Source organism: Mycobacterium sp. UNC410CL29Cvi84, assembly GCF_000686745.1.
GTDB classification, from domain to species: Bacteria; Actinomycetota; Actinomycetes; order Mycobacteriales; family Mycobacteriaceae; genus Mycobacterium; species Mycobacterium mucogenicum_B.
Genome location: NZ_JMLM01000001.1, coordinates 603,714 through 627,618 on the forward strand (window position 1 = coordinate 603,714; position 23,905 = coordinate 627,618).

Sequence of the window (23,905 nt, forward strand, 5' to 3'; positions counted from 1 at the left end):
TCTGCGTGGCACTGCCCGCCAACAGGTTCCACCAAGTTGCGTGCGCGGACTGCAGTCAGTTCGCCGCGCCCACAGTCCGGCGCCGTTGTGTGCGTTGTTCGACGCGCTGTCGTCGTGAGGCGCCGCGGCCAGGGACGTCAGCGCCAGTAGCCCTGATGTGCTTGTGCCGCTTCGTCTTCCAATAATGGCCCGATGACGGCGATCGGGCGGTAGCCGTGCAGCAGGATGTCGCGGCACGGCAGTGCGTAGCCCGCGTTCCTCGGGTCGCCGCCGGTGAATTGGAGCAGCCGGGTGTTGGACATGCCGTACACCACCCGGCCGATGCCGCTCCAGAAGGCGCCGCCCGCACACATCGTGCACGGCTCGGTGCTGGCGTACAGCGTCGCCGGCTTCATGCCGTCGTCGCCGAGCGCGCGCCACGCGCTGCGGACGGTGACCATCTCGGCGTGGTCGGTCGGATCACCGCCGTCGACCGACGACGTGTTGCCGTGCGCGGCCACCACGTTGCCGGCGGCATCGGCAACCAGGGCGCCGTAGGGGGCGCCGCCGGCCTCGCGCGCCTGCTCGGCCAGCACGAACGTGCGCCGGAGCAGGGCCAGGTCTTGCGGGCCGGGATCGGGTTGGGCGTGGGCCGGGCCCACGGCGCCGGCCGCCGCCGACGCGCCGAGGACGATCCCGGCGCCGCGTAGCACGGTCCGCCTGTTCGGGTTGTGCATGGCTACTTGGTGCCGAAGATGCGGTCGCCGGCGTCGCCGAGGCCCGGCACGATGTAGCCGTGCTCGTCGAGCTGCCGGTCCAGCGCCGCCGTGTAGATCGGGACCTCGGGGTGGGCCGCCTGCATGGCCGCGACGCCCTCGGGACAGGTCAGCAGACAGACGAACTTGATGGAGCGCGGCCGGTACTCCTTGAGCCGGTCGATCGCGGCCACGGCCGAGTTTCCGGTGGCGAGCATCGGATCGCACACCACGATGTCGCGCTCGTGCAAATCGCTCGGCATCTTGAAGTAATACTCCACGGCGACATGGGTTTTCGGGTCCCGGTACAGCCCGATGTGGCCGATGCGCGCGCCGGGAACGACGCTGAGCATGCCGTCCAGGATGCCGCTGCCCGCCCGCAGGATCGAGGCGAAGACGAGCTTCTTGCCGTCGATCACCATGCCGGTGGTGGACTCCAGCGGTGTGTCGATCTCGATCTCGTGCATGGGGATGTCGCGCAGCACCTCGTAGGTCATCAGCGCGGAAATCTCGTTCAGCAGCGCACGAAAGCCCTTGGTGGACACGTCTTTCTGTCGCATCAGCGTCAGCTTGTGCTGAACCAGCGGATGGTCGACGAGATGCAGGTTACCCATGGCGCCCTCCTAGAAAACCGTGCCGTCACTGCTGATGGACAGCGGCGGGTTGCCGGCCCGCAGCTGCTGCGCCAGGGTGCGCCCGGCTGCCCAGGTACCACCCTCCAGAACACAGGCCAGCGGCAGCGCCGCGGAATCGAGGCCGAGCGCGGTGCGCACCAGCGGCGCAAGCTCGTCCAGCAGTGCGACGGTCAGTGCTCGCCATTCGACGACCAATTCGTCGGCCACCGACCAGGTTCGGTCCGCGGCCGACGGATCCCGCAGGCGCAGAACACCGGTATCGAGCAGCAGGCCGCCGTTGCGGTATTCGGGCAGGCCGGTGAGCGCGTCCAGCCCGGTGACCGGCACGCCGGCCCATTCGAACGGCTCCAGTAGTGAGTAGGTCAGCCACTGCGACAGCTTGTGGAACGGCATCCACCCACGCGACAGCCCCGGTCCCGGCACTGCCGGGTGCGGCCAGCAGTCACCGAGCGGGATGCCGCCAATGTCGTTGTCGGCCAGCCAGACTCCGGAAAGGGTGCCCAACAGCCGCACCAGGATGTCGTGCGCGTGGACTTCCGGGCCGGCCAGCACGTCGAACAGGCCGCCGGGACGCCCCTGCGGGCCGAAGACCTCAGGACGATCGTCGAGCGCGGCACCGAGCCGCCGCAGCAGCTGCACCCGGCCGCTGAGCCCGACCAGTGGATTGTCCGGCGCGGCCTGAAATGCCCGGCCGAGGGCGGCGTCGTCGATGGCGCGCAGTGCCGCGGCGTCGACCTGCCAGGGCTGGGCCGGGTCACTGGAGAACAGCCCGTCGGCGAAGGCATGCCAACTGGCCACCCCGAGGCCTTCGGACCGCGTGAAGCGTTGACCGGTAATCGGTTCCGTGTAGCCCCAGTCGGGACCCGCACCGGCGTCGAGCAGCACACTGACCACGGCCAGGTCGATCATGGCGCGGGCCTGAGCGGCGGCATCCAACCCGGCCAGCCGGGCGCGCAGGTCGGCGGTGCGGTCGACGCCGCCGGCCTCGAAATGGCGCCAGCGGCTGTGGTACGGGATCGCCAAATCCGGGTAGCGCGTGCGGGTGACGTCGGCGACGAGGTCAGCGGCCTGCGCCAGTGCGTCGTCATCGACCACGAACCAGCGGGACTCCCCCGCGCGTGCCCGGCACAGCAGGAACTCGGCGCGTTCGCGGACGGCGCCTGTGCTGCGCAGGATGCCGACCGCGACGGCGCTGTCGGTGCCAGTGCCGGTGCTGATCGTCATGACGTGAGTCCGCGGCCCTTGGCGATCTTGAGTTCGTCGGCGTCGGGCACCGGTCCGGGGGTGAAGTAACCCGCGGCTGTCTTGGCGTCGATCTCGACGCGGGCATCGGCCGGGATCAGGTCGTCGGGGATGTTCACGCGTTCGACGACCTCGATACCCGACCCGGTGATGGCGTCGTACTTCATGTTGCTCATCGACACCAGGCGATGAATCTTGCGGATACCCAGCCAGTGCAGCACGTCGGGCATGAGCTCCTGGAATCGCATATCCTGCACTCCGGCAACGCATTCCGTGCGGGCGAAGTACTGGTCGGCGGTGTCGCCGCCGACCTGACGCTTGCGCGCGTTGTACACCAGGAACTTGGTGACCTCACCGAGCGCGCGACCTTCCTTGCGTGAATAGGCCACCAGCCCTACCCCGCCGCGCTGCGCACCCTGGATGCACTCCTCGATGGCATGCGTGAGATACGGCCGGCACGTACAGATGTCGGAGCCGAAAACGTCGGATCCGTTGCACTCGTCGTGCACGCGGGCGGTCAACTCCACGCTGGGGTCGGCGAGATCGCGGGCCTCGCCGAAGATGTAGACGGTCTGCCCGCCGATGGGTGGCAGGAAGACCTCGAGGTCGCCGCGCGTGACGAGTTCGGGGTACATGCCGCCGGTCTCCTCGAACAGCACGCGGCGCAGTTCCGTTTCGCTGCAACCGAATCGCGCGGCGATCCCGGGGAGGAACCAGACGGGCTCGACGGCCGCCTTGGTCACCAGCGCGGCGCCATTGTCCAGCAGTACCCGGCCGTCGGGGCGGAGCCGGCCCTTGACGATCGCCTCGGCGACCTCCGGCAGCATCACGTGGGCCTTGGTGATGGCGATGGTCGGCCGGATGTCGTAGCCGGCGGCCAGTTCGGCGGGGAACGCCTCCGCGACCATGGCGCCCCACGGGTCCAGACTCACGATCGCCCCGGGGTCGGCCCACTGTGGGTACGGGCCGACCACATCGGTGGGCGCGGTGTTGGTCAGGTCGGCGCGGTGCTCGGGCGACAGCGCCCCCGCCGCCACCGCCAATGCCCGGTAGACGCTGTAGGAGCCGCTGTGGGTGCCGATCACGTTGCGGTGCGCGCGCGTGGTCGTGGTACCGATCAGCGGGCCGCGCTCAGCGGCGGTCGCTGCACCCCAGTGGATCGCCAGGGCGTCGGCCGCGCCGCTGTGCGACGTCAGCCGGATGTGGCGGGCAGGGCCGCGCGGCGGCACCGCGGCAGAAGGACCTGACGCTGCGTCCGAATCCAAGACCATCGACATCGCTCCTTCCCGGCAAGCTCCAGTCAACCCCGAAACCGCCGGGTGTGCAGCGGTACCGCCGGACCGCCTGGCCCGGCACGCCGATCAGTAGACGTCGCGGACGTAGCGCTTGTCGGCGATCAGCTCACGCTTGTAGTCGTGCGCCGCCGATTCGGACATGCCGCCGTGGGTCCTGATGATGTTGGTGAGCGCCGCGTCGACGTCCTTGGCCATCCGCGTCGCGTCGCCGCAGACGTAGAAGTGCGCGCCGTCCTCGAGCCAGCGCCACAGAATCTCGCCGCGCTCGCGCATCCGGTGCTGCACGTACACGCGGCGCGCCTGGTCCCGGGAGAACGCGGTGTCCAGCCGGGTCAGCAGACCGTCGGCAGCGAAGGCCTCCAATTCGTCTTGGTAGTAATAGTTTTCGGCCCGGTGCTGGTCGCCGAAGAACAGCCAGTTGCGGCCGGTGTGCCCCAGTGCCCGACGCTCGTGCAGGAAGCCGCGGAACGGTGCGATGCCCGTGCCGGGACCGACCATGATCATCGGGGTCAGCGCATCCTCGGGCGGCCGGAAATGCGGTGCCGGCTGCAGGAACACCGGCACCGTCTGCGCTCGGTCGGCTAGATAGGTGGATGCGACGCCGTGCCGGGTGCCGCCGCGGGCGCCCGCGTAACGGACGACCGACACAGTCAGTTGGACCTCGTCGGGACTCACCAGCGGGCTGGACGAGATCGAGTACGAGCGTGGCGCCAGGCGCACCAACGCATCTCGCCACTCCTCGGGTTCCGCGCGGACCGTGAACTCTTCGACGAGGTCCAGGCCGGTGCGGCCGTCCAGCCAGCGGTCGCGTTCCCCCCGGGGCGCCCGCAGAATCTTGGCGCGGCTGCGTTCGGCCACGAAGTCGATCAGGTTCGGCGACACCTTGCAGATGTCATATGACGTGGTCAGGGCATCGCGAAGCGCGGTTTCGCCGCCGTCGATCTCGATGACCTCGTCACCGGAGAGGCCGGTTGCCGTCAGCCACGCCGAGACGGTCTCCGGGCAGTTGGCCACCACCACTCCGAGCGCGTCGCCGACGCCATAGCTGACGTCGTGCCCGGACAGGTCGAAGCCGATCTGCCGCACTTCCTTCATGCCACCCTTGGTCAGCACAGTGTTGCGGCACAACGGGACCGGCAGCGGGTTGTTGCGGGTGAACGGCTTGGCAGGTGCGGCAGGTTTGGCGGGTGCGGCGGGCCTGGCGGGTTTGGCCGGCGCGGTCGGCACCTGCGGTGCTGCCGCGGCCAACTCGACGACCGCATCGGACCAGTGCGCAAGCGGCTCGTCGTCGTACGCCTCGCAGTCCGCGCGGTCCAGCAGCGCCGTGGCCCCGAGTTCGGCGAAGCGGCCGTCCAGGGATTTGGCGTAGCCGCAGAAGTTCTCGTACGCCCGGTCGCCGATTCCGAGTACGGAGTACCGCACCCCGGAGAGATCCGGCGCATCGGCGGCGCTCAAGCGAGCCCAGAAATCGGCGCCGTTGTCGGGCGGCCCGCCGTCCCCGAAAGTGCTTGTCACGACCAGGACTTCGCCCGCGGCGGCGAGCTCGTCCAGCGCAGTGTCGTCGAGAACCTGCAGCCGGGCCCCGGCGATCTTCGCGGCCAGTCCGGCGGCGAACTCCTCCGCGGTGCCGGTCTGCGAGGCCCACAGCACCAACGGTCCCGCGGGCTCCGGTGGGACATCGAGGGCGGGCACCGGACCCGCGACGCTGTGTGCTCCGGCCAGCGCCCCGTCGACCCACAGCCGCACCATGGAGCTGACGGGCGCCGACGCGGGCAGCACCGGGACCCCGGTGGATTGCTCGACGCCACTGAAAAAGCCGGACAGGTAGACCTTTTCGGTGTCGCTGAGCGCTGGAGGTTCGGCCAGGCCGAGCGCGGTGGCCAGCGGGTGGGTGCCGGCACCGGTGAGTGCGGCGAGGGGCTCGACAACGGCCTCGGTCACGACCGGCGCCAATCGCACCGCGCACACCTTGAATTCGGGCTGCAGCGAATCAGGGTCCACCGCATCGTTGGTGACGGCGTTGATCGTGACCTGGTCACCCTGCTGGTCGTTCCAGTGGAACGGCGCGAAGCAGTTCCCCGGCCGCACCCGGTCGGTCAGGACGGCCGGCAGGACCGCCGTGCCGCGGCGCGACGAAACCTCGACGGACGCACCGTCGGCAATCCCGAGGTCAGTCGCGTCGGTGGGATGAATCTCGATGAACGGCTTCCCGGTCAGCTTGTTGAGCTTCTCGACCTTGCCCGTCTTGGTCATGGTGTGCCACTGGTGCTGCAGCCGACCGGTGTTCAGTACCAACGGGAATTCGTCGTCGGGCAGTTCCCTGGCGTCCAGGTGCGGGCGTGCGTGAAACACCGCCCGGCGTGAGGGAGTCGGGAACACCAGCCGCGGCCGGTGCCCGTCCGCACCGACGAACAGGTCCTGGCTCACGCCGTCGTTGAGATAACGGATCGGGTTCCGGTCGCCACTGTCCGGCGGGCACGGCCACTGCAGTGGGGTCTCCCGCAGTCGCTCGTACGTCACGCCGCTGAGGTCGTAGCCCGTCCGGCGGTTGGTGAACTGACGGATTTCGGCGAACACGTCCTCGCTGGACTTGTACTCGAAATCGTCGCCGAAGCCCATGTGCCGGGCGACATTGCAGATCAGTTCCCAGTCGGGCCGCGCTTCTCCGGCGGCGGGGATGCTCTGCTGCAACAGGGTCAGGTTGCGCTCGGAGTTGATCATGACGCCGTCGGCCTCGGCCCACAGCGTCGCGGGCAGCACGATGTCGGCGTAGGCGTTGGTCGCGGTGTCCTGGTAGGTGTCCTGGGTGATGACCAGCTCGGCGGCCCGCAGGCCGTCGATCACGGTCTGCCGATTGGCCACGGAGGCAACGGGATTGGTGCAGATGATCCAGACGGCCTTGATGTCACCGGTGCCCAGCTGCCGGAACATCTCGATGGTGCCGGGGCCGACGTCGGTGCGGATGGTGCCCGGTTCCAGCTCCCACTGCTCTTCGACGAAGGCCCGGTCGTCGGCCGACGTCACCGCACGCTGCCCGGGCAGACCCGGTCCCATGTAACCCATTTCGCGGCCGCCCATGGCGTTGGGCTGGCCGGTCAGGGACATCGGGCCGCTGCCGGTGCGGCAGATGGCGCCGGTGGCCAGGTGCAGGTTGCAGATGGCGTTGGTGTTCCAGGTGCCGTGCGTGCTCTGGTTCAAACCCATGGTCCAGCACGACATCCACTCCCCTGCCTCCGCGATCATCGCGGCGGCGCGGCGGATGTCGGCTTCGGGGATGCCGGTGCTCTCGGCGACCTTCGCCGGCGCATAGTCGGCGAGGAACGCGGGCATGGTCTCCCAGCCCTCGGTGTGCTCGGCGATGAATTCGTGGTCGATCGCACCACTTTCGACCAGGAGGTGCAGCAGGCCGTTGAGCAGCGCCAGGTCGGTGCCGGGTTTGATCTGCAGGAACAGATCGGCCTTGTCGGCGGTCGCGGTGCGGCGCGGGTCGACGACGATCAGCTTGGCGCCCTTGGCGATCCGGTCCGCCATGCGCAGGAACAGGATCGGGTGGCAGTCGGCCATGTTGGCGCCGATCACGAAAAACAGGTCGGCCGAATCGAAATCGGTGTATGACCCGGGCGGGCCGTCGGCACCGAGCGACTGCTTGAATCCGGTCCCGGCGCTCGCCATGCACAGCCGGGAGTTGGACTCGATGTGCACGGTGCGGATGAAGCCCTTGGCCAGCTTGTTGGCCAGGTACTGGGCCTCGATGGTCATCTGCCCCGAAACGTACAGCGCCACAGCGTCGGGACCGTGTTCGTCGATGATGGCCCGCAGCCGGCACCCGGCTTCGGCGGTGGCGTCGTCGGTGGCGACGCTGACCATCTCGCCATTGCGCCGCACCAACGCGGTGGTGAGCCGGCCGTCGTCGGCATGCATCAAGTCGGCGTGCGTGGCGCCCTTGGTGCACAGCCGTCCGAAGTTGGTGGGGTGCAAGCGGTCCCCGGATACGCGTGCGATCACAGGCAGCCCGGTACCGGCGTCGGTGCGGGTTTCGACCGAAATACCGCAACCGACACCGCAGTATGAGCACGCAGTACGTGTCGTGTGCGGTCCTGCAGTGGTCACGAATCCCCTTGGCTCGTAGCTGTTCGAAACAGTTCTACGGGCCGCCGATGCCGCATCCGTTGCGCGACTATGTACTGCGCGTCAACCCGAGCTCACCTGGCCGTCAGGGCCTGGTGCGCAACATGTTTCATGCCGGAATCATGATGGAAACCTGCCGGAAATCTGTGAGCTGCGTTACGCACTGTCGGGCGACCAGCCCGGTCCGCGGAACGTGTGGCCGAAGCGCTGCTTCCACGTCTTCGCCGTTCGCACATCCTGCCAGATGGCGGTGTATTCGTGCGTGGCAACCCGTAGCGGATTGAAGGTCTTGATGTTCTTGGTCAGACCGTAGACCACGCGCTCGCCCTCCGGCCGGAAACTGCCGAACAGCCGGTCCCAGATGATCAGGATGCCACCGTAGTTGGTGTCCAGGTACTGGTCGTTGGAGCCGTGGTGCACCCGATGGTGCGACGGCGTGTTCATCACGAATTCGATGGGCCGCCAAAGCTTGCCGACCCGTTCGGTGTGGATGAAGAACTGGTAGAGGAGGCTGACCGACTGCTGCAGCAGGATCATCCACGGCGAGAAGCCGAGGAACGCCAAGGGCAGCCAGAACGGCAGCGCCGTGAACGGCGTCCAGGTCTGCCGCAGTGCCGTCGACAGGTTGTAGTGCTCGCTGGAGTGGTGCACGACGTGGCTGGCCCAGAACACCCGGATCGTGTGGTGGGTGCGGTGATACCAGTAGTAGACGAAGTCGTCGGCGACGAAGAGCGCGATCCAGGTCAGCGGATTGTCGGCGGGAAGATGCACCGGCGCGACCAGATAGGCCGCGCTGAGCGCCGCCAGGACCACCAGTTTCCACCCGATGTTGACGATGACGTTGCCGATGCCCATCGTGAGACTCGTTCGGGAATCCCGGAATTCGTAGCCGACCTCGTCGTCGTCCGGCAGGAAGCGGAAGGACAGCGCCTCGAGCACCAGACAGAGCACGAACACCGGCACGGCGTGCAGGATCAGATCGAACATGGGCAATGACTCCTACTGCTGAGCGGAAAGGATTTCGACGACCCGGCCCAGCAGGTCGTCGGCCACGCGGTGAGCAGCGTCGGCGTCGCGCGCGACGAGGTGCTCGGCCAGCGTGATGTGGGCGTCGCGGTCGGCCAGTTCGGCGGACGTACCGAGGTCGGCGATCGAGCCGAAGCCGATGTCGGCGAATGCCGCGACCAGCGTGTTCAGCGCCAGCCGGTAGGCCAGGTTGCCGCTGCCGTCGACGATCACGGTCCAGAACGTCAGGTCAGCGGCGATCGATTCGTCGGTGTGCTGCGCCGGGTAGGCCGCAGCGGCATCTGCGATGGTCGTCAGCTGTTCGCCGGAGGCGTTCCTCGCGCACAGCCGGGCCGCATCGGCCCCGACAGAGCGGCGCATCACCATGATGTCGCGGGCGATCTGCAGCGCCGGCACGGCGCCGGTGGCGGCGAGGGCGCTGAGGACGTCCAGGCCGGCCGTCTGCCGCCAGTCCTGGACCCGGGTCTTGCCGCCGTGGCTGATGCGTACCAGCCGGGCCTGCTGCAGCCGCTTGAGCGCTTCCCTGATGGCGTGCCGGTTCACCGCGAAAGCGAGGGCCAGCTCGCGCTCGGACGGCAATGCGTCGTCGACCGCGGCACGGCCGGACAGGATCTCGTCGACGAGGTGCGCGAAGACCGAGTCACTGACCGCGGACCGCGTGACGGGTGCGATGTCCATGGGGTCAATGATCGGGGCCACCGCGACAAGTGGTCAACTGGTTGGACCAGTTATCTGGATCACAAACGCGCTGGACCCGAACAGAGAGATGCCCCGCGGGAAACTCCCGCGGGGCATTTCGGCGAACTTCCGGCTACGTTGCCGGAACGAAATCCCGGCCGACGTGCTCGCCCGTCGCCGCGCGCAGATGCGGCTGGCGCAGGAACACGAACCAGGTGACGACACCGCACACCACGTAGAAGGCGAGGAACACCCAGAACGCGGTGGTCGCCGAGTGGGCCGGCCCGGCGTAGGACGCCCGGAGCACGACGTTGACGAGCACGCCACCGAACGCGCCGACCGCACCGGCGAAGCCGATCAGTGCGCCGGACATGCTGCGCGACCACAGGGTCTTCTCCGCGGCACTCAGCTCGTCCTTGCTCTGCGCCTTGGCTTCGAAGATCGACGGGATCATCTTGTAGGTCGACCCATTGCCGAGGCCGGTCAGGATGAACAACACCATGAACGCCGTGATGTAGACGGCCATCTGGGCGCCGGTCGCCGCGCCCTTGGTGGCGTCGTCCCACATGCCGGTGCTCACCAGGACAGCGGTGACGATCGTCATCGCGGTGAATGTGTACAGCGTGATCTTGCCGCCACCGATCTTGTCTGCCAGCTTGCCGCCGAACGGACGCGAGATCGAGCCAAGCAGCGGGCCCAGGAAGGCGATCCACGCGGTGTGGATGGAGGCGTCGAAGTTGGCCTTGGCCAGCTCCTTGGCGGCTTCCTTCGGCAGCTTGGCCACCGACGCGACGTGGTACTTCTCCAGCAGCGGCGCGACGTCCTGTGCGGTGAAGTTGATGTTCAGAATCTGGGTGAACGCGAAGCTGAACCCGATGAACGAACCGAAGGTGCCGATGTAGAGGAAGCACATCACCCACGAATTGCGGAACTTCATGGCCTCGACCATCGCCGAGAGGTTCGACTTCTGCCCCTGGATGTTGTCCATGAACAGCGCGGCACCGAGCGCAGCGGCGGCCAGCAACACCAGATAGATGGCGCAGACGACCTCGGGACGACGGTTGCCGAGCGTCGCGATGACGACCAAACCGATGATCTGGATGACCGGCACACCGATATTGCCGCCGCCGGCGTTCAGGCCCAGCGCCCAGCCCTTGAGTCGCTGCGGGTAGAAGGCGTTGATGTTCGTCATCGACGACGCGAAGTTGCCGCCACCGAAACCGGCGACCGCGGCGACGATCAGGAACGTCGTGTACGACGTCCCCGGATGCATCATGAAGTACATGGTCAGCGCACACGGGATGGCCAGCATCAGGGCGCTGAAGATCGTGAAGTTACGGCCACCGAACTTGGCCGGTCCGATGGTGTACGGAATGCGCATGAACGCGCCCACCGCGATCGGGACGGCGCCGAGGACGAACTTGCCCAGCGCATCGATGCCGTAGACGGCCTGCGGCATGAACAAGACCATCACCGACCAGATGCTCCACACCGAGAAGCCGACGTGCTCGGCGAAGATCGACCAGATCAGGTTCCGCTTGGCGATGTTCTTGTTGCCCGCGTCCCACGCAGCAACATCCTCAGCATCCCAGTGCTCGATGTCGCGGTTTCGACTCAACAGACTCACAGTGCCTCCAGGCCTCCCAGGTAGGAAATTGGTTGGCTACATATGTACGGGGGCGCGATGCCGCAGCTGTTGCCCTTCGGTGTCAGCAAAGTCAATAGGGGCTCATTCGCCCACGCGGGCTCGAGTGACCCGCGTGATTCACAGCCGTCGTCTCACCGCAACAAGCACGAAATGTGGGCGCGAACGCCCGGGTGGACGCCTGGCTGCCGACGGCGGTGCCGATCAGGCGGCCGATCCTGGCGGAGGAGGCCGAGGAGTACGTGAATTCACTCGTGGCGGCGATTCGCGGCGGTTATTGAAGTCAGGGACGTCTGACGGCCAGGACTAGTACATGGCCTCGATCACGACAGCTCACCGTGCCTGGCGATTGAAGCCAAGTACTTCTCCGGCTCGGTCAACGAAAAAAGGCACCGCCGCGACGGGAATCCGTCGCGGCGGTGGCCTCAGTATGAAATTGGGAGCGCCGGGCTCAGGCCTTCTTGGCCTCGTCCTCGTCCGCCTTGGCTTCTTCGGTACCTTCGGCTTCCTCGGATTCGGTCTCGCCGGCGGTCTCAGGCTCGTCGGTTTCCTCGGCAGCGTCGTCGGCCTCGGACTCCTCCGAAACCGCGTCGGCCTCGGAGGTCGCCGCTTCGGCCTCGGGCTCGTCGTGCTCGTCGGCCTCGGAGCTTTCGGCCTCGGCCGCTTCGGGCTCGTCAGACGCCTCGGCTTCGGGCTCGTCTTCCGAAACCTTCTCGGCCACAACCGTTTCGGGCTCGTCAGCCGGGTAGTCCTCGACAGGCTCCGCGGCCGCTTCTTCTTCCGCCGCGTCTTCTTCGCCGGCCTCGGTGGCCAGCGCGTCGTCGACATCGGGGACGGAGTCGGCCGCCGCACCGCCGCGCGAGCGCTCCCGCAGCGCGTCGACGATGAGCAGCAGCACCCCGATGACGCTGGCGCCGATACACACCCAGGCGATCAGCTCATTGCTCGTGACAATCGCGGTCACCAGTGCGGTCAGCCCGATGAGGGCAAGGACCAGGGCAATGATCAGCATTGGTCAGCCGTCAGCTGTTGCCCCGGTTGAACTGGCCGAAGCCAGCACCCTCGCCACCGGCCGCCGAATCCGCCGGTGCGGCAGAACCACGCTGGCCGAGCTCTTCGAGCTGCGACTCCAGGTAGGTCTTGAGGCGGGTGCGGTACTCGCGCTCGAACGTGCGCAGCTGCTCGAGGCGGCCTTCCAGCACCGTGCGCTGCTGGTTGATGTTGCCCATGATCTCGGTGTGCTTGCGCTCGGCGTCGGCCTGCAGGGCGTCGGCCTTGTCCTGGGCCTGACGCAGCTGGGCCTCCGAACGGGTCTGCGCGTCGGCCAGCATGGCCTCGGCGCGCGCCTTGGCATCGGCGACCGTGGTCTCGGCGGTGCGCTTGGCATCACTGACCAGAGCGTCGGCCTGGGCGCGGGCGTCGGCGAGGGTCTTGTCGGCCTCGGCCTTGGCCGAACCGGTGAGACGGTCGGCGGTGTCCTGGGCCAGGCTCAGCACCTTGGCCGCGCGGACGTGGTGGTCCTCGCCGACCGGCGCGGCGACGGGAGCGGCCACCGGCGCGGGCGCCGCGACGGGCTCGGGCTCCGGTGCGGGCGCAGGCGGGGTGTAGACCGGAGCCGCGACCGGCTGGCCGGTGCGGGCGGACTGGAGCTCGGCGTCGAGTTCGGCGACCCGCTGCCGCAGATCACTGTTCTCTTCGATCAGCCGGGTCAGCTCGGTCTCGACGAGATCGAGGAACGCATCGACCTCATCCTCGTTATAACCGCGCTTGCCAATCGGCGGCTTGCTGAATGCGACGTTGTGGACGTCAGCCGGAGTTAGCGGCATCTTCTGCCCCCTTGCAGTCTGGACCGTCAATCGGTGTCAAAGTGTAGAGCGATCAAAGTGTAGAGCGATCGTGGAGTAACTGGCGTCCATCCTGTCACAGCAGACCCGTCGGTTGCAGGCGAGGTCCGGAATTAAGAACGAATTTCAATGTTTCATTGGAATTCGGCAACGCAGCCCGACGTTCGGCGCGAATTGACCAAAACGAAAGAAGCGCATTAATTACATAAATGTAATTAATGCGCTTCTGCAGGTCAGAGGAACGTCGCGCTCAGGCCCCGACCTGATCGAACGACAGCCGCATGCCGATGAACACCACCATGAGCAGCACCACGATGGACAGGTCGACCCGGACCGGCCCGATGGTCAGCGGAGGGATCAAGCGCCGCAACAGCTTCACCGGAGGATCGGTCACCGTCATGATCGCCTCGAGGATCACCACGGTCAGTCCCCTCGGCTGCCAGTCCCGGCTGAATCCGCGGATGAACTCCACCACCACGCGGGCGATCAACAGCAGCCAGAAGACGAACAGCGCAAAACCCAGAATGTCGAAGAACAGGGTCAATGCAACAGACCTCACTAGCGCGGGAAAAGCGCCGACTGCTGTCGGCGCTTGAGAGCGAGCCTACCTAACGCAGACCCCTCCGGCCGGGGGCCGAAGGGGTCTTGCGTGGAGCTGCGTAGGTATTACTGGTAGCTGTAGAAGCCCGCCTCGGCGATCCGGCGACGCTCTTCGGCGCTGACGTCGACGTCGGCCGGCGACAGCAGGAACACCTTGGTGGCGACCTTGTCGAACGAGCCGCGCAGCGCGAAGGCCAGGCCGGCGGCGAAGTCGACGAGGCGCTTGGCGTCGGCGTTGTCCATCGACACCAGGTCCATGATCACCGGGGTGCCGTCGCGGAAGCGCTCACCGATGGTGCGGGCCTCGCTGTAGTCCTTGGGGCGCAGGGTCGTGATCTTGGCCAGGGCGCTGCCGGCCTCGAACAGCTCGGCCATGCGGCGGGGCTCCATGGCGACGGCGCCACGGGTGGCACCACGCAGGGTGTTGAAGCGCGGGCGCTCGAACTCGCGCGGGCCGCGAGCCGGCATCTCGTCGTAGCCACCGCGGTAACCCATGGGGGCGCTTTCGTATTCGCGGTCGTAGCCGCGCGGCTCACCACGGCCGTAGTCCTCGTCCTCGAAACGCTCGTCACGGGGGCGGCGCGGCGCCTGGTAGGCGCGCGATGGACGGTCTTCGTCGTCGTAGTACTCGTCGTCATAGTCGTCCATCGGCGCCATACCGAAGTAGGCCTTGACCTTGTGCAGTGTGCTCATCGGATGCCCCTAGCTAAGAATGTGGTGTCTGGTGACTGTGATGTAAGTGTGACTGGAGTGACTACTCATGGTGACGTTAGAGGACGCGGTCCCATTAGCGCGGTACCGACACGCACACACGTTGACCCGTGTCGCACCGCAATTTCCAGGTCGTTCGACATGCCCGCGGACAGCCCCAGCCGGTGGGGGTATTGCGTTTGGACCCTGAGCAATTCAGCCTCCAGCCGCGCAAACTCCGCTTCGGCCTCGCTGGCCAGCGGCGGGATGGCCATCAAGCCAGCCAGACCCAGCCCCGGAGCGGTGTGCGCGGCCGCGCACAACTCGTCGACCAGATCAGGCCGGTCCACCGGCACGCCGCCGCGGGCCGGATCCCCGTCGAGGCTGACCTGGATATATACCTGCAACGGCTCGGACCTGCGGCCCTGGTCCAGCGCCTCGATGGCGCCGCGGGACAGCGCCGCGATCAACGGCGCGGTGTCGACCGAATGCGCCACCGCAGCCCAGCGCGCCACGGCTCGCGCTTTGTTGCGTTGAATTCGGCCGATCATGTGCCATCGAATTGCATTGTTCGACTCTATGTTCGATGACGCATCCAACAATTCGCCCGGCGCTGTGATCAATTTCTTGTCCGACAAGGCGCCCGACACCTCGGCGACTTTGCCCGCCGCTTCCTGCTCCCGCGATTCACCGAATGCCCGACAGCCCAATCCGAACAGCGCAACAACATCACTCGCCGGAAAGAATTTGGTCACCGGAAGAAATTCGATGTCGGCCCGATCCCGGCCGGCGGCTGCCGCGGCAGCGTCGATTCGCGCCTGAATCCGGGCCAGCGACGCGGCCAGTTCGGCCTCGCGCGGCGCGCTGGTCATTCCATCCACACCACCGACGCCAGCCGCCCGGTCGGGGCGCCACGTCGGTGGCTGAACAGATTCGGATCGTCGACCGTACAGCGCGGGTCGATGTCGATGGCCTTGATGCCCAAGCCGGCCAACTGCTTGGCGATGCCGGCCCGCAGGTCCAGACCCACCGTGCCGCGGGCGGTCGTGGTGATGCTGCCCGGCAGCACCGCCTCGACGTCGTCGGCCATCTCGTAGGGCACCTCATAATTGCGCCCGCTGACCGCCGGGCCGAGCAGGACCGAAAGGTCCTGTACCTGCGCGCCGAGTTTCTGCATCGCCTCGACCGTGCGCAGCACCACGCCCTTCTGCGCGCCGACTCGTCCGGCATGCACGGCGCCCACCACACCGGCGCGGGCATCGCCCAACAGGACCGGCACGCAGTCGGCCGTGATCACCGCGAGCGGAAGCCGCGGCGTCGCGGTGACCAGGGCGTCGGTGTTGTCGTAGGCTCCCCCGGCTCCAGTTCCAGGGCCCTCGACAACTTCGACATGGTCACCGTGCACCTGGTTCATCCATACCAACGGGCCGTGCCCGATGGCCTCGGCCAGCCGAGTCCGGTTGGCCGCCACGGCCTTTGGATCGTCGCCGACGTGGTCACCCAAGTTGAACGTGTCGAACGGGGCCTTCGAGACCCCGCCCGCACGCGTCGTAGTCACTCTGCGGATACGGAACGTCACGATGACAAATTTATCCGGCGTATCCGCAACACTCGGTCACTGTCAGTGCTTCATGAACGGCGGCACGTCGACGTCGTCATCGTCGTCGCCACGGCCGCCGACGCTCACCGTCACACCGTTGGTCGCCGCCGGGACGCTGCCCGGGTCGGCGTTGAAGGCGCCGAGCTTGCCCGCGCTCGCCGCCCCGAAGGTCTGCGCCCGGTGCGCGCCACCGGCAGCAGCCGGCGTCGCCGTCGCACCCGGCACTGCCGAGGTGACGGGCTTGCGGCTCTGACCGGCGGTGTCGAACCCCGCCGCGATGACCGTGACCCGGACCTCGTCGCCCAGCGAATCGTCGATGACGGTTCCGAAGATGATGTTGGCCTCGGGGTGTGCGGCATCCTGCACCAGCGACGCGGCCTCGTTGATCTCGAACAGACCCAGGTCGCTACCGCCGGCCACCGACATCAGCACGCCCTGCGCGCCGTCCATCGAGGCCTCCAGCAGCGGCGAGTTGATGGCGATCTCGGCGGCCTTGAGCGCACGACCGTCGCCGCGGGCCGAGCCGATACCCATCAACGCCGTGCCGGCGCTGCTCATGACGCCCTTGACGTCGGCGAAGTCGACGTTGATCAGGCCGGGCGTGGTGATCAGGTCGGTGATGCCCTGCACACCGTTGAGCAGCACCTCGTCGGCGCTGCGGAACGCGTCCATCAGCGAGACGGCTGCGTCGCCCATCTGCAGCAGGCGGTCGTTGGGGATGACGATCAGGGTGTCGCAGCTCTCGCGCAGCGCCTGGATGCCCAACTCGGCCTGGTTCGAGCGCCGCTTACCCTCGAACGAGAACGGGCGGGTGACCACACCGACGGTCAGCGCGCCGAGCTTGCGGGCGATGCCGGCGACGACGGGCGCGCCACCGGTACCGGTGCCACCACCCTCACCGGCGGTGACGAACACCATGTCGGCGCCGCGCAGCAGCTCTTCGATCTCGTCCTTGGCGTCCTCGGCGGCCTTGCGCCCCACCTCGGGGTCGGCGCCGGCACCCAGGCCGCGGGTCGAGTCGCGGCCGACGTCGAGCTTGACGTCTGCCTCACTGAGCAGCAGCGCCTGCGCGTCGGTGTTGATCGCGATGAACTCGACGCCGCGAAGGCCCTGTTCGATCATGCGGTTGACGGCGTTGACGCCGCCGCCGCCGACACCGATCACCTTGATGACGGCTAGGTAGTTATGCGGGGGTGTCATCTGACGTCTTCCTCCCTGGCTCGGTTTGTCCTGAGCAAAACTTCTCGAATCAAAACCCTAAACCTCAACCATAGGGTTAGAGTTATGTCAAGTTGTTCCGCGCAAACAGAACGGTAGGGTGCGGCCGCGCCGCAGCCGTGCAGGCGCGCCGAGAGTTCACGCGATTTTTCTGCCCGGGCGAGCGAAGCGACGGGGAAATAGGTGGCCTGGCGAGCGAAACAGCGGCGACAGGCTGGAAGTCGATGAGCTACTTCACAGTGGGCAGGTCGGGACTGGACACGTCATAGGTGTGCCCCGGCTGCGTGAGCAGCGCGCCCAGCTTGAGCGCCTTCTCCTCCGTGCGGTCGGTGGTCCCCCAGATGACCTCACGACCGTCGTTGAGCGTCAGCGTGACAGCGGCGACCGACGGCGCCCCCACCCGCGCGACCTGGCTGAAGACCTCAGGACGCAGCGACAGCAGAACCTCGAGGGCCGCCAGGGTCGCCGGATCCTTCGGGCCGGGATTGTCGGCGTCGAGGTACGGCAGTCCCTGTGGCGGCGGCTCGGTCGCGAAATCCACGCCGTCGCGGTCGAACAGGTGCGGACCGTCCGGGTACTCCTTGGCCGCCACCGGGACCCGCTCGGCCACCGTGATCCGCAGCGTCGACGGGTATTCCCGCTGCACCCGGGCACTGGCCACCCGCCGGATCGTGGCGACCCGCTCGGCCACCGCGTCGGTGTTGACCTGCAGCAGCGGCGTGTCCGGTTTGACCGCGGCCGCCGCCGTCACTTCGTCCTCGGTGAGGGTCGCCAGGCCGGTGACCACCGTGTGCCGGACCGCCATGATCGGCGTGAAGTACAGCACCAGGCCCAGCGTGACGGCGACGACGGCCGTCACCGCCGACCACAACAACATCTTCAGGCCGCGGATGACGCCGCGCGTGGGCGCCTTGGGCTGGTCGGACAGGCCCGCCGCCCGGCGCCGGGCCTCCTGGCGCGCCTGTTCCAGTGCCCTGGCCCGCTCCAGCGCGATGCGGCGTTCCTCCCGCTCGCGCCGGGCGCGGCGACGGGGCCCTTCGTAGTCGGGTGACGCGGGATCGGCCGATGCGGCGTCCGGCGCCGCCTCGTCCGCGGGCGCTTCTGCCGCCGCGTCCGGCGCCACATCCGCCGCCACCTCGCCCTGCACCGTATCGTCCTGCGCCGCAACAGGTTCGGTAGCCGGCTCCCCCGAGCCGTCCTCCACGGTCACGGCGTGGGCCGTCCCGGGGCGGCACGGTTGGCCTTGACCTCGAGTGCGGTCAGAATCTCGCGACCCAGCAGCGTGACGTCGCCGGCACCCATGGTGACGATGACGTCACCGGGACCGGCCTTGGCCGCCACCTGGTCGGCCACCGCGGAGAAGTCCGGCACGTAATGCACCGGGGCCGAGACGTGTTCGACGATGCTCGCGCCGCTGACGCCTGCCAGCGGGGCCTCCCGTGCGGCATACACGTCGAGGACGAACACTTCGTCGGCACGATCCAGGGCCTGACCGAATTCCTTCGCGAAAGTCTGTGTCCGCGAATACAAATGGGGCTGGAACACCACGATGGACCGCGACGTGCCGGCCACGGCCCGCAACGCCTCGAGCGTCGCCCGGACCTCGGTGGGATGGTGCGCGTAGTCGTCGAAAACCCGGACGCCGTAAGCGGTTCCGACCGCCTCGAAGCGGCGCCGCACACCTTCGAACCCGGTGAGACCGTCGAGCACGGCCTCCGGATCGGCGCCGACCTCCCGGGCCGCCAGCAGCGCGGCCAGCGCGTTGAGCGCCATGTGCTTGCCCGGCACCGACAGCCGCATGCCCCGGCGGTGCGGCTCGCCCGCCAGTTGGATGGCCGCCACGCCGCCGGTGCCCTGCTGCTGCCAGGTCAGCAGCGTCGCTTCCAGATCCGCGCGCTGTGCACTGCCCATGCCGTACCGCAGCACGCGCACGCCGCGCTCGGCCGACCGCTGTGCCAGCGCCTCGGCACCCGGATCGTCGGCACACACCACCAGCGCACCACCGGGACGCAGCCGGGCCACGAAGTCGTCGAACACCGCGGTGTAGGCCTCGACGCTGCCGAAGTGGTCCAGGTGATCGGCCTCGATGTTGGTCACCACCGCCACATCAGGGGTGTATTCGAGCAGCGAACCGTCGCTCTCGTCGGCCTCGGCGACGAAACAGTCACCGCTGCCGTGGTGCGCGTTGGTGCCGGCCTCGCCCAGGTCGCCGCCGACGGCGAACGACGGGTCAAAACCACTGTGCTGCAACGCCACAATGACCATCGACGTCGTCGTGGTCTTGCCGTGCGTGCCGGTCACCAGCACCGAGCGGTAGCCGGCCATCAGCTTGGCGAGCACGACGGGGCGCATGATCACCGGGATGCCGCGTCGGTGGGCCTCCACCAGCTCGGGGTTGTCCTTCGGGATGGCGGCGTGCGTGCTGACCACGACGGTCGGACCGCCCGGCAGCATGTCCAGCGACGACGCGTCGTGCCCGATCCGGATCTCGGCACCGCGGGCCCGCAGCGCCGCGACACCACGGGACTCCTTGGCGTCCGAGCCGGACACCTGGCCGCCGCGGTCCAGCAGAATCCGGGCGATACCGGACATCCCGGCACCGCCGATACCGACCATGTGCACCCGAGCCAGCTCGGGTGGCAGCTCCCGCGCCGTCACCGGATACCCAATGCGGTGTCCAGGGCGATCTGCGCCACCCGCCGGGCCGCGTCGCGGTGGCCGGCCAGCGCGGCCGCCGTCGTCATCTGATCCAGTGCGGCGGTGTCGCGCATCAAGTTTCCGATCCGTTCGGTGACGAAGTCCGGGGTCAGCTCGGCGTCGTCGACCAGGAGGCCGCCGCCGGCGTCGACCACCGGGAGTGCGTTGAGTCGTTGCTCGCCGTTGCCGATCGGCAGCGGCACGTAGACCGCGGGCAGACCGACGGCGCTGACCTCGGCGACGGTCATGGCGCCGGACCGGCAGATCGCCAGATCGGCCGCGGCATAAGCCAAATCCATGCGGTCGAGGTACGGCACCCCGACATACGGCGGGGCACCCGGCGCCGGTTCCGGCAGCTCGAGGGTGTTCTTGCGGCCGTAGGCGTGCAGCACCGAAACACCTTGTGCGGCGAGGTTTTCCGCCGCGCCGGACACGGCACGGTTGAGCGACTGCGCGCCCTGGGATCCGCCGAACACCAGGAGCACGCGGGCGTCGTCGGCGAAACCGAAGAACTCGCGGGCCTCGGCGCGCAGCGCAGCCCGGTCCAGTGAGGTGATCGACTCGCGCACCGGAATCCCGACGACCTCGCTGCCCTTGAGACCCGAATCCGGTACCGCGGCCAGCACCCGGCGCGCCGAGCGGGCACCGACCTTGTTGGCCCAGCCCGCACTGGCGTTGGCCTCGTGCACCACGACCGGGACGGTGCGGCGGCGGCGCAGTCCCCCGCCGCGGGCGGCGAGGTAGGCGGGCAGCGAGACGTAGCCGCCGAATCCCACGACGACGTCGGCGTGGACGGCGTCGAGCACGTCGCGGGTCTCGCGGACCGCGGCCCGGACCCGCAGCGGCAGCCGCGCCAGGTCAGCAGAAGGCTTGCGCGGCAACGGAACCGGCGTGATCAGCTCGAGGTCGTAGCCACGTTCGGGGACCAGCCGGGTCTCCAGCCCGCGGGCCGTGCCGAGGGCGGTGATCCGGACGTCGGGCCGCAGCGCCACGAGTGCGTCGGCGACCGCCATCGCGGGTTCGATGTGACCTGCGGTGCCACCTCCGGCCAGAACCACCGAGATGCGGGGGCCTGCCCCGTCGCTCCGCTCGCCCCGGTGGCTTCCCCCGTCGCTCCGGCCCGAACTCACACTCACCCGTACCGCTGACCTTCCAATGTGCGGACCCGCGGGTCCGACCGGCGCGGGTCACGTCTTTGTTGACCCTTGAGGTCACCATTTTGCCTTGCACGCCGTCCGGCACCGTCGGCCGGTACGGGGTTTCGGCGGGCGCGGTCCGACCGCCGGTCCGGTTCCTCGGTGCGTCGCGTGCGCCGCGGGGCGTCGGTCCGGCGCTGCCGGGGCGGGGGCTCCTGCCTGGTGGCCTGCCGAGTGGGTCGCGCAGACTTCGTGGGCTTTGCCGGCTTGGCGGGTTTGGCCTGCCGGGCGGGGGGCTTGCGGACCGGCTTGTCGCCGCGGCCACGCAGCCGGTCCCGGGCCGAGTCCAGGGTGGTCGGCGAATACGGCACCGGCGGCGGCAGCCGCAGGATCCGGTTCATCCGGTCGTCGCGGCCGGCCCGCAGCGCGGCCACCGCCTCGGGTTCGTGGCGCGCCGCATTGGCAATCAGACCGATCAACAGAAGTGTTGTGGCCGTTGCGGTTCCACCGGCGGAGATGAGCGGCAGCTGGATGCCCGTGACCGGCAACAGACCCAGCACGTAGCCGACGTTGATGAACACCTGGCCGACCACCCACAGCGTCGTGGTGGCCGTCAGCAGCCGCAGGAACGGGTCGACCGACCGGCGCGCGATGCGCATGCCGGTGTAGGCGAACAGGCCGAACAGCGCCAACAGTCCCGCTGCGCCGATGAAGCCGAGCTCCTCGCCGATGATGGCGAAGATGAAGTCGTTGTGCGCGTTGGGCAGGTAGTTGAACTTCGCGGTGCCCTGCCCCAACCCGTCACCGAACATGCCGCCGTTGGCCAGCGCGTACTTGGCCTGCCGCGACTGGTAGCCGATGCCCTGCAGGTCCGAGTCGGGGTCCAGCCAGGCCCGCACACGGTCGGAGCGGTAGCCGGCGGAGACCGCCATGATGGCCGCCGCACCGATGCACAGGACCAGGGAGCTCAGGAAGATCCGCAGCGACAGACCGGCGTACCAGAGCAGGCCGAGCAGGACGATGCTGACCGACACCGTCTGCCCGAGGTCGGGCTCGGCGACGATCAGGCCCAGCGCCAGCACCGCCGCCGGGACCAGCGGAAACAGCAGCTCTTTCCAGCCGGCGTGCTGCATGCGGCGGGTCGCCAGCAGGTGCGAGCCCCAGATCGCGAAGGCGATCTTGGTCAGCTCGGACGGCTGCATGGAGAAGCCGGCGACGACGAACCAGCCGCGGGCGCCGTTGGACAGGTGGCCGATGCCCGGGATCAGCACCAGGGCGATCAGCACGAGGCTGACGATGAACGCCGGCAGCGCCATCCGGCGCATGAACGCGATGGGCAGCCGCAGCGCGACGTAGAACGCGATGAGGCCGATGACGGTCCAGAGCACCTGCTTGGCGAAGATGGTCCAGGGCGAGCCGTCCTCGTCGTACGAGTGCACGCCCGAGGCCGACAGCACCATGGTCAGGCCCAGTGTGATCAGCAGTGCCGCGCAGGCGATGACCAGGTGGAACGACGTCATCGGCCGGCTCAGCCAGGCCCCGAACCGGGCCCGGGGGCCCTGCCGCTTGGGTGCGGCGGGCTTGGCGGTCGACTCTGCGGCCGCGTCTTTGCCCGACTCTTTGCCGCCGTCGGTGGAGTCGCTCGGGTTCTTCTCGTCCGGAGCCTGCGGTTCTTCGGGGCCGGCTTTGCCCCGGCGGAGCTTTGCAAGGATGTCCGGCATGTGACTACCCGACCTCGTCGTTCACATTGGTCACAAAAACCACAACTGTCCCTTGCATCCCAAAATCCTCCCCTGTCGCACCCGCAGGGCGCGGCACATCCGGCGCGTGTCGCCGGAATGGGGCGATTTGCCAGGAGGCCGTCGTCACATGGCGCGCGAGGCCGCCGCCCCGCGTTGACAGTGCGCCGAGGGCGCACGTTCCTCGGCTGTGCGTCGCGAATGCAACGTCACGGCGAGATTCGGGGCGTTTTGCCGTCACCCGGTTACGTTCGCGGCGTGGCCCGGCGGACGATCAGCTCTTGATCGCCGCGACCGCCTTGGCGAGCAGGTCCTTGGCGACCTGCGGGTCGACGTCGGCCTGGACGACGGCGACGGTCTTGTCCCCCAGGACGGCGGTGTAGGTGGTTTCCTCGATGGCCTTGCCATTGGCGGTGATGTGCGCCTGCACGCCCATGGTCTTCGCGCCCGCGATGTCGGGGCCGGGGACGCGCTCGACCGTCGCGGTGACGCCGTCGGTCGAGTCGACGGTGAACTGATCACAGCCCGCATGGCCGAGTTCGCCTGCGGTGCCGACCGCTTCCGCCGCCACCACGATGACGGTGTGGCCCTCCTGGTTGCTGCCGATGAAGCCCGCGGTCTTGGCGCCGACGCCGGCCGGCGCGAGCGGCTTGAGCAGCGGCGCGCACTCGGTGGGAGTGACGACCGATGGCGGCGTGGTGGTGAGCGCGCCGACACCGGGCGCGTCCAGCTTCTCCTGGGTGACGGTGTCCGCCTCCAGATCCATCGGGTCGTAACCCGGCGGCAGGCTGCTCTTGGCGCCGCCGACCTTCGAGATGTCGTACTTCGCCGCGGCCTGGCCGCCGCTCCCGGACTTACCGTCCGAACCGCCGCAACCGGCGATCAGCGCCGCGCCCGTCAGCACGACAACAGGCCCGACCAGGTACTTCTCGACAGTCATGGCGCGAACCCTAACAGCGGGCTCCGGCACCACCGCGCAAATGCTGAATGTCGGCTGG

At 68.3% G+C, this 23,905-nt stretch carries 21 protein-coding genes; 1 reads left to right on the forward strand and 20 read right to left on the reverse strand.

The window, feature by feature from the left end; translation table 11 throughout:
• Positions 1–137 precede the first annotated feature (137 nt).
• The 8 genes from BR47_RS0103005 to BR47_RS0103040 all read right to left on the reverse strand — a co-directional run bounded on the left by BR47_RS0103005 (position 138) and on the right by BR47_RS0103040 (position 11,365).
• Positions 138–716: a nucleoside deaminase gene (locus BR47_RS0103005; protein WP_081831172.1), complete on the reverse strand. Its 579-nt coding sequence runs from the start codon at positions 714–716 to the stop codon at positions 138–140.
• A gap of 2 nt (positions 717–718) precedes the next feature.
• Positions 719–1,348 carry a uracil phosphoribosyltransferase gene (upp, locus tag BR47_RS0103010; protein WP_029118535.1) on the reverse strand — a complete coding sequence of 210 codons (630 nt, stop codon included), beginning with the start codon at positions 1,346–1,348 and terminating at the stop codon, positions 719–721.
• Positions 1,349–1,357: 9 nt separating this feature from the next.
• Positions 1,358–2,593 carry a URC4/urg3 family protein gene (locus tag BR47_RS0103015; protein WP_036426549.1) on the reverse strand — a complete coding sequence of 412 codons (1,236 nt, stop codon included), beginning with the start codon at positions 2,591–2,593 and terminating at the stop codon, positions 1,358–1,360.
• The gene (locus BR47_RS0103020; RefSeq protein WP_029118537.1) at positions 2,590–3,882 is read right to left on the reverse strand and encodes a GTP cyclohydrolase II; all 1,293 of its coding nucleotides are present in this window, start codon (positions 3,880–3,882) and stop codon (positions 2,590–2,592) included. Before BR47_RS0103020 ends, BR47_RS0103015 begins: the two co-directional genes overlap by 4 nt.
• 90 nt (positions 3,883–3,972) lie before the next feature.
• Positions 3,973–8,016, reverse strand: coding sequence for a bifunctional nitrate reductase/sulfite reductase flavoprotein subunit alpha (locus tag BR47_RS0103025; protein ID WP_029118538.1), 4,044 nt, complete (start codon positions 8,014–8,016; stop codon positions 3,973–3,975).
• Positions 8,017–8,190: 174 nt separating this feature from the next.
• Positions 8,191–9,021: a sterol desaturase family protein gene (locus BR47_RS0103030; protein WP_029118539.1), complete on the reverse strand. Its 831-nt coding sequence runs from the start codon at positions 9,019–9,021 to the stop codon at positions 8,191–8,193.
• A gap of 12 nt (positions 9,022–9,033) precedes the next feature.
• On the reverse strand, positions 9,034–9,738 hold the full coding sequence (locus BR47_RS0103035; RefSeq protein WP_029118540.1) for a FadR/GntR family transcriptional regulator: 705 nt from the start codon (positions 9,736–9,738) through the stop codon (positions 9,034–9,036).
• A 133-nt stretch (positions 9,739–9,871) separates the two neighbouring features.
• A complete protein-coding gene (locus BR47_RS0103040; RefSeq protein WP_029118541.1) occupies positions 9,872–11,365 on the reverse strand; it encodes a nitrate/nitrite transporter in 1,494 nt (497 codons plus the stop codon).
• A gap of 173 nt (positions 11,366–11,538) precedes the next feature.
• On the opposite strand from BR47_RS0103040, the gene BR47_RS33980 reads away from it, so the two are divergent.
• Positions 11,539–11,664, forward strand: a complete 126-nt coding sequence (locus BR47_RS33980; protein ID WP_286154328.1) for a hypothetical protein — start codon at positions 11,539–11,541, stop codon at positions 11,662–11,664.
• A 170-nt stretch (positions 11,665–11,834) separates the two neighbouring features.
• On the opposite strand, the gene BR47_RS34185 is transcribed toward BR47_RS33980, so the two are convergent.
• From BR47_RS34185 to BR47_RS31880, 12 genes are all read right to left on the reverse strand, one after another.
• Positions 11,835–12,395: a hypothetical protein gene (locus tag BR47_RS34185; RefSeq protein ID WP_029118542.1), complete on the reverse strand. Its 561-nt coding sequence runs from the start codon at positions 12,393–12,395 to the stop codon at positions 11,835–11,837.
• Between the two features lie 10 nt (positions 12,396–12,405).
• Positions 12,406–13,209, reverse strand: a complete 804-nt coding sequence (gene wag31 / locus BR47_RS0103055) for a DivIVA-like cell division protein Wag31 (protein ID WP_020103630.1) — start codon at positions 13,207–13,209, stop codon at positions 12,406–12,408.
• Between the two features lie 268 nt (positions 13,210–13,477).
• Positions 13,478–13,771 carry a YggT family protein gene (locus BR47_RS0103060; protein ID WP_020103629.1) on the reverse strand — a complete coding sequence of 98 codons (294 nt, stop codon included), beginning with the start codon at positions 13,769–13,771 and terminating at the stop codon, positions 13,478–13,480.
• Between the two features lie 122 nt (positions 13,772–13,893).
• Entirely contained in the window at positions 13,894–14,520 is a 627-nt protein-coding gene (locus BR47_RS0103065; protein ID WP_020103628.1) for a cell division protein SepF, read from the reverse strand.
• Positions 14,521–14,585: 65 nt separating this feature from the next.
• Entirely contained in the window at positions 14,586–15,389 is an 804-nt protein-coding gene (locus BR47_RS0103070; RefSeq protein ID WP_020103627.1) for a YggS family pyridoxal phosphate enzyme, read from the reverse strand.
• The gene (gene pgeF / locus BR47_RS0103075) at positions 15,386–16,096 is read right to left on the reverse strand and encodes a peptidoglycan editing factor PgeF (RefSeq protein ID WP_081633546.1); all 711 of its coding nucleotides are present in this window, start codon (positions 16,094–16,096) and stop codon (positions 15,386–15,388) included. Before pgeF ends, BR47_RS0103070 begins: the two co-directional genes overlap by 4 nt.
• Positions 16,097–16,138: 42 nt before the next feature.
• Positions 16,139–17,317, reverse strand: coding sequence for a cell division protein FtsZ (gene ftsZ / locus BR47_RS0103080; RefSeq protein ID WP_020103625.1), 1,179 nt, complete (start codon positions 17,315–17,317; stop codon positions 16,139–16,141).
• Between the two features lie 247 nt (positions 17,318–17,564).
• Positions 17,565–18,545, reverse strand: a complete 981-nt coding sequence (locus BR47_RS0103085; RefSeq protein WP_029118543.1) for a cell division protein FtsQ/DivIB — start codon at positions 18,543–18,545, stop codon at positions 17,565–17,567.
• Positions 18,542–19,951 (reverse strand): UDP-N-acetylmuramate--L-alanine ligase, encoded by a 1,410-nt coding sequence (gene murC / locus BR47_RS0103090; protein WP_502685813.1) that lies wholly within the window; start codon positions 19,949–19,951, stop codon positions 18,542–18,544. Before murC ends, BR47_RS0103085 begins: the two co-directional genes overlap by 4 nt.
• 38 nt (positions 19,952–19,989) lie before the next feature.
• Positions 19,990–21,096, reverse strand: a complete 1,107-nt coding sequence (gene murG / locus BR47_RS0103095; protein WP_286154330.1) for an undecaprenyldiphospho-muramoylpentapeptide beta-N-acetylglucosaminyltransferase — start codon at positions 21,094–21,096, stop codon at positions 19,990–19,992.
• Positions 21,097–21,164: 68 nt separating this feature from the next.
• Positions 21,165–22,889, reverse strand: a complete 1,725-nt coding sequence (gene ftsW / locus BR47_RS0103100) for a putative lipid II flippase FtsW (RefSeq protein ID WP_029118546.1) — start codon at positions 22,887–22,889, stop codon at positions 21,165–21,167.
• A gap of 292 nt (positions 22,890–23,181) precedes the next feature.
• Complete coding sequence (locus BR47_RS31880) at positions 23,182–23,847, reverse strand: DUF5642 family protein (protein ID WP_029118547.1); 666 nt, start codon at positions 23,845–23,847, stop codon at positions 23,182–23,184.
• Positions 23,848–23,905: the final 58 nt, after the last annotated feature.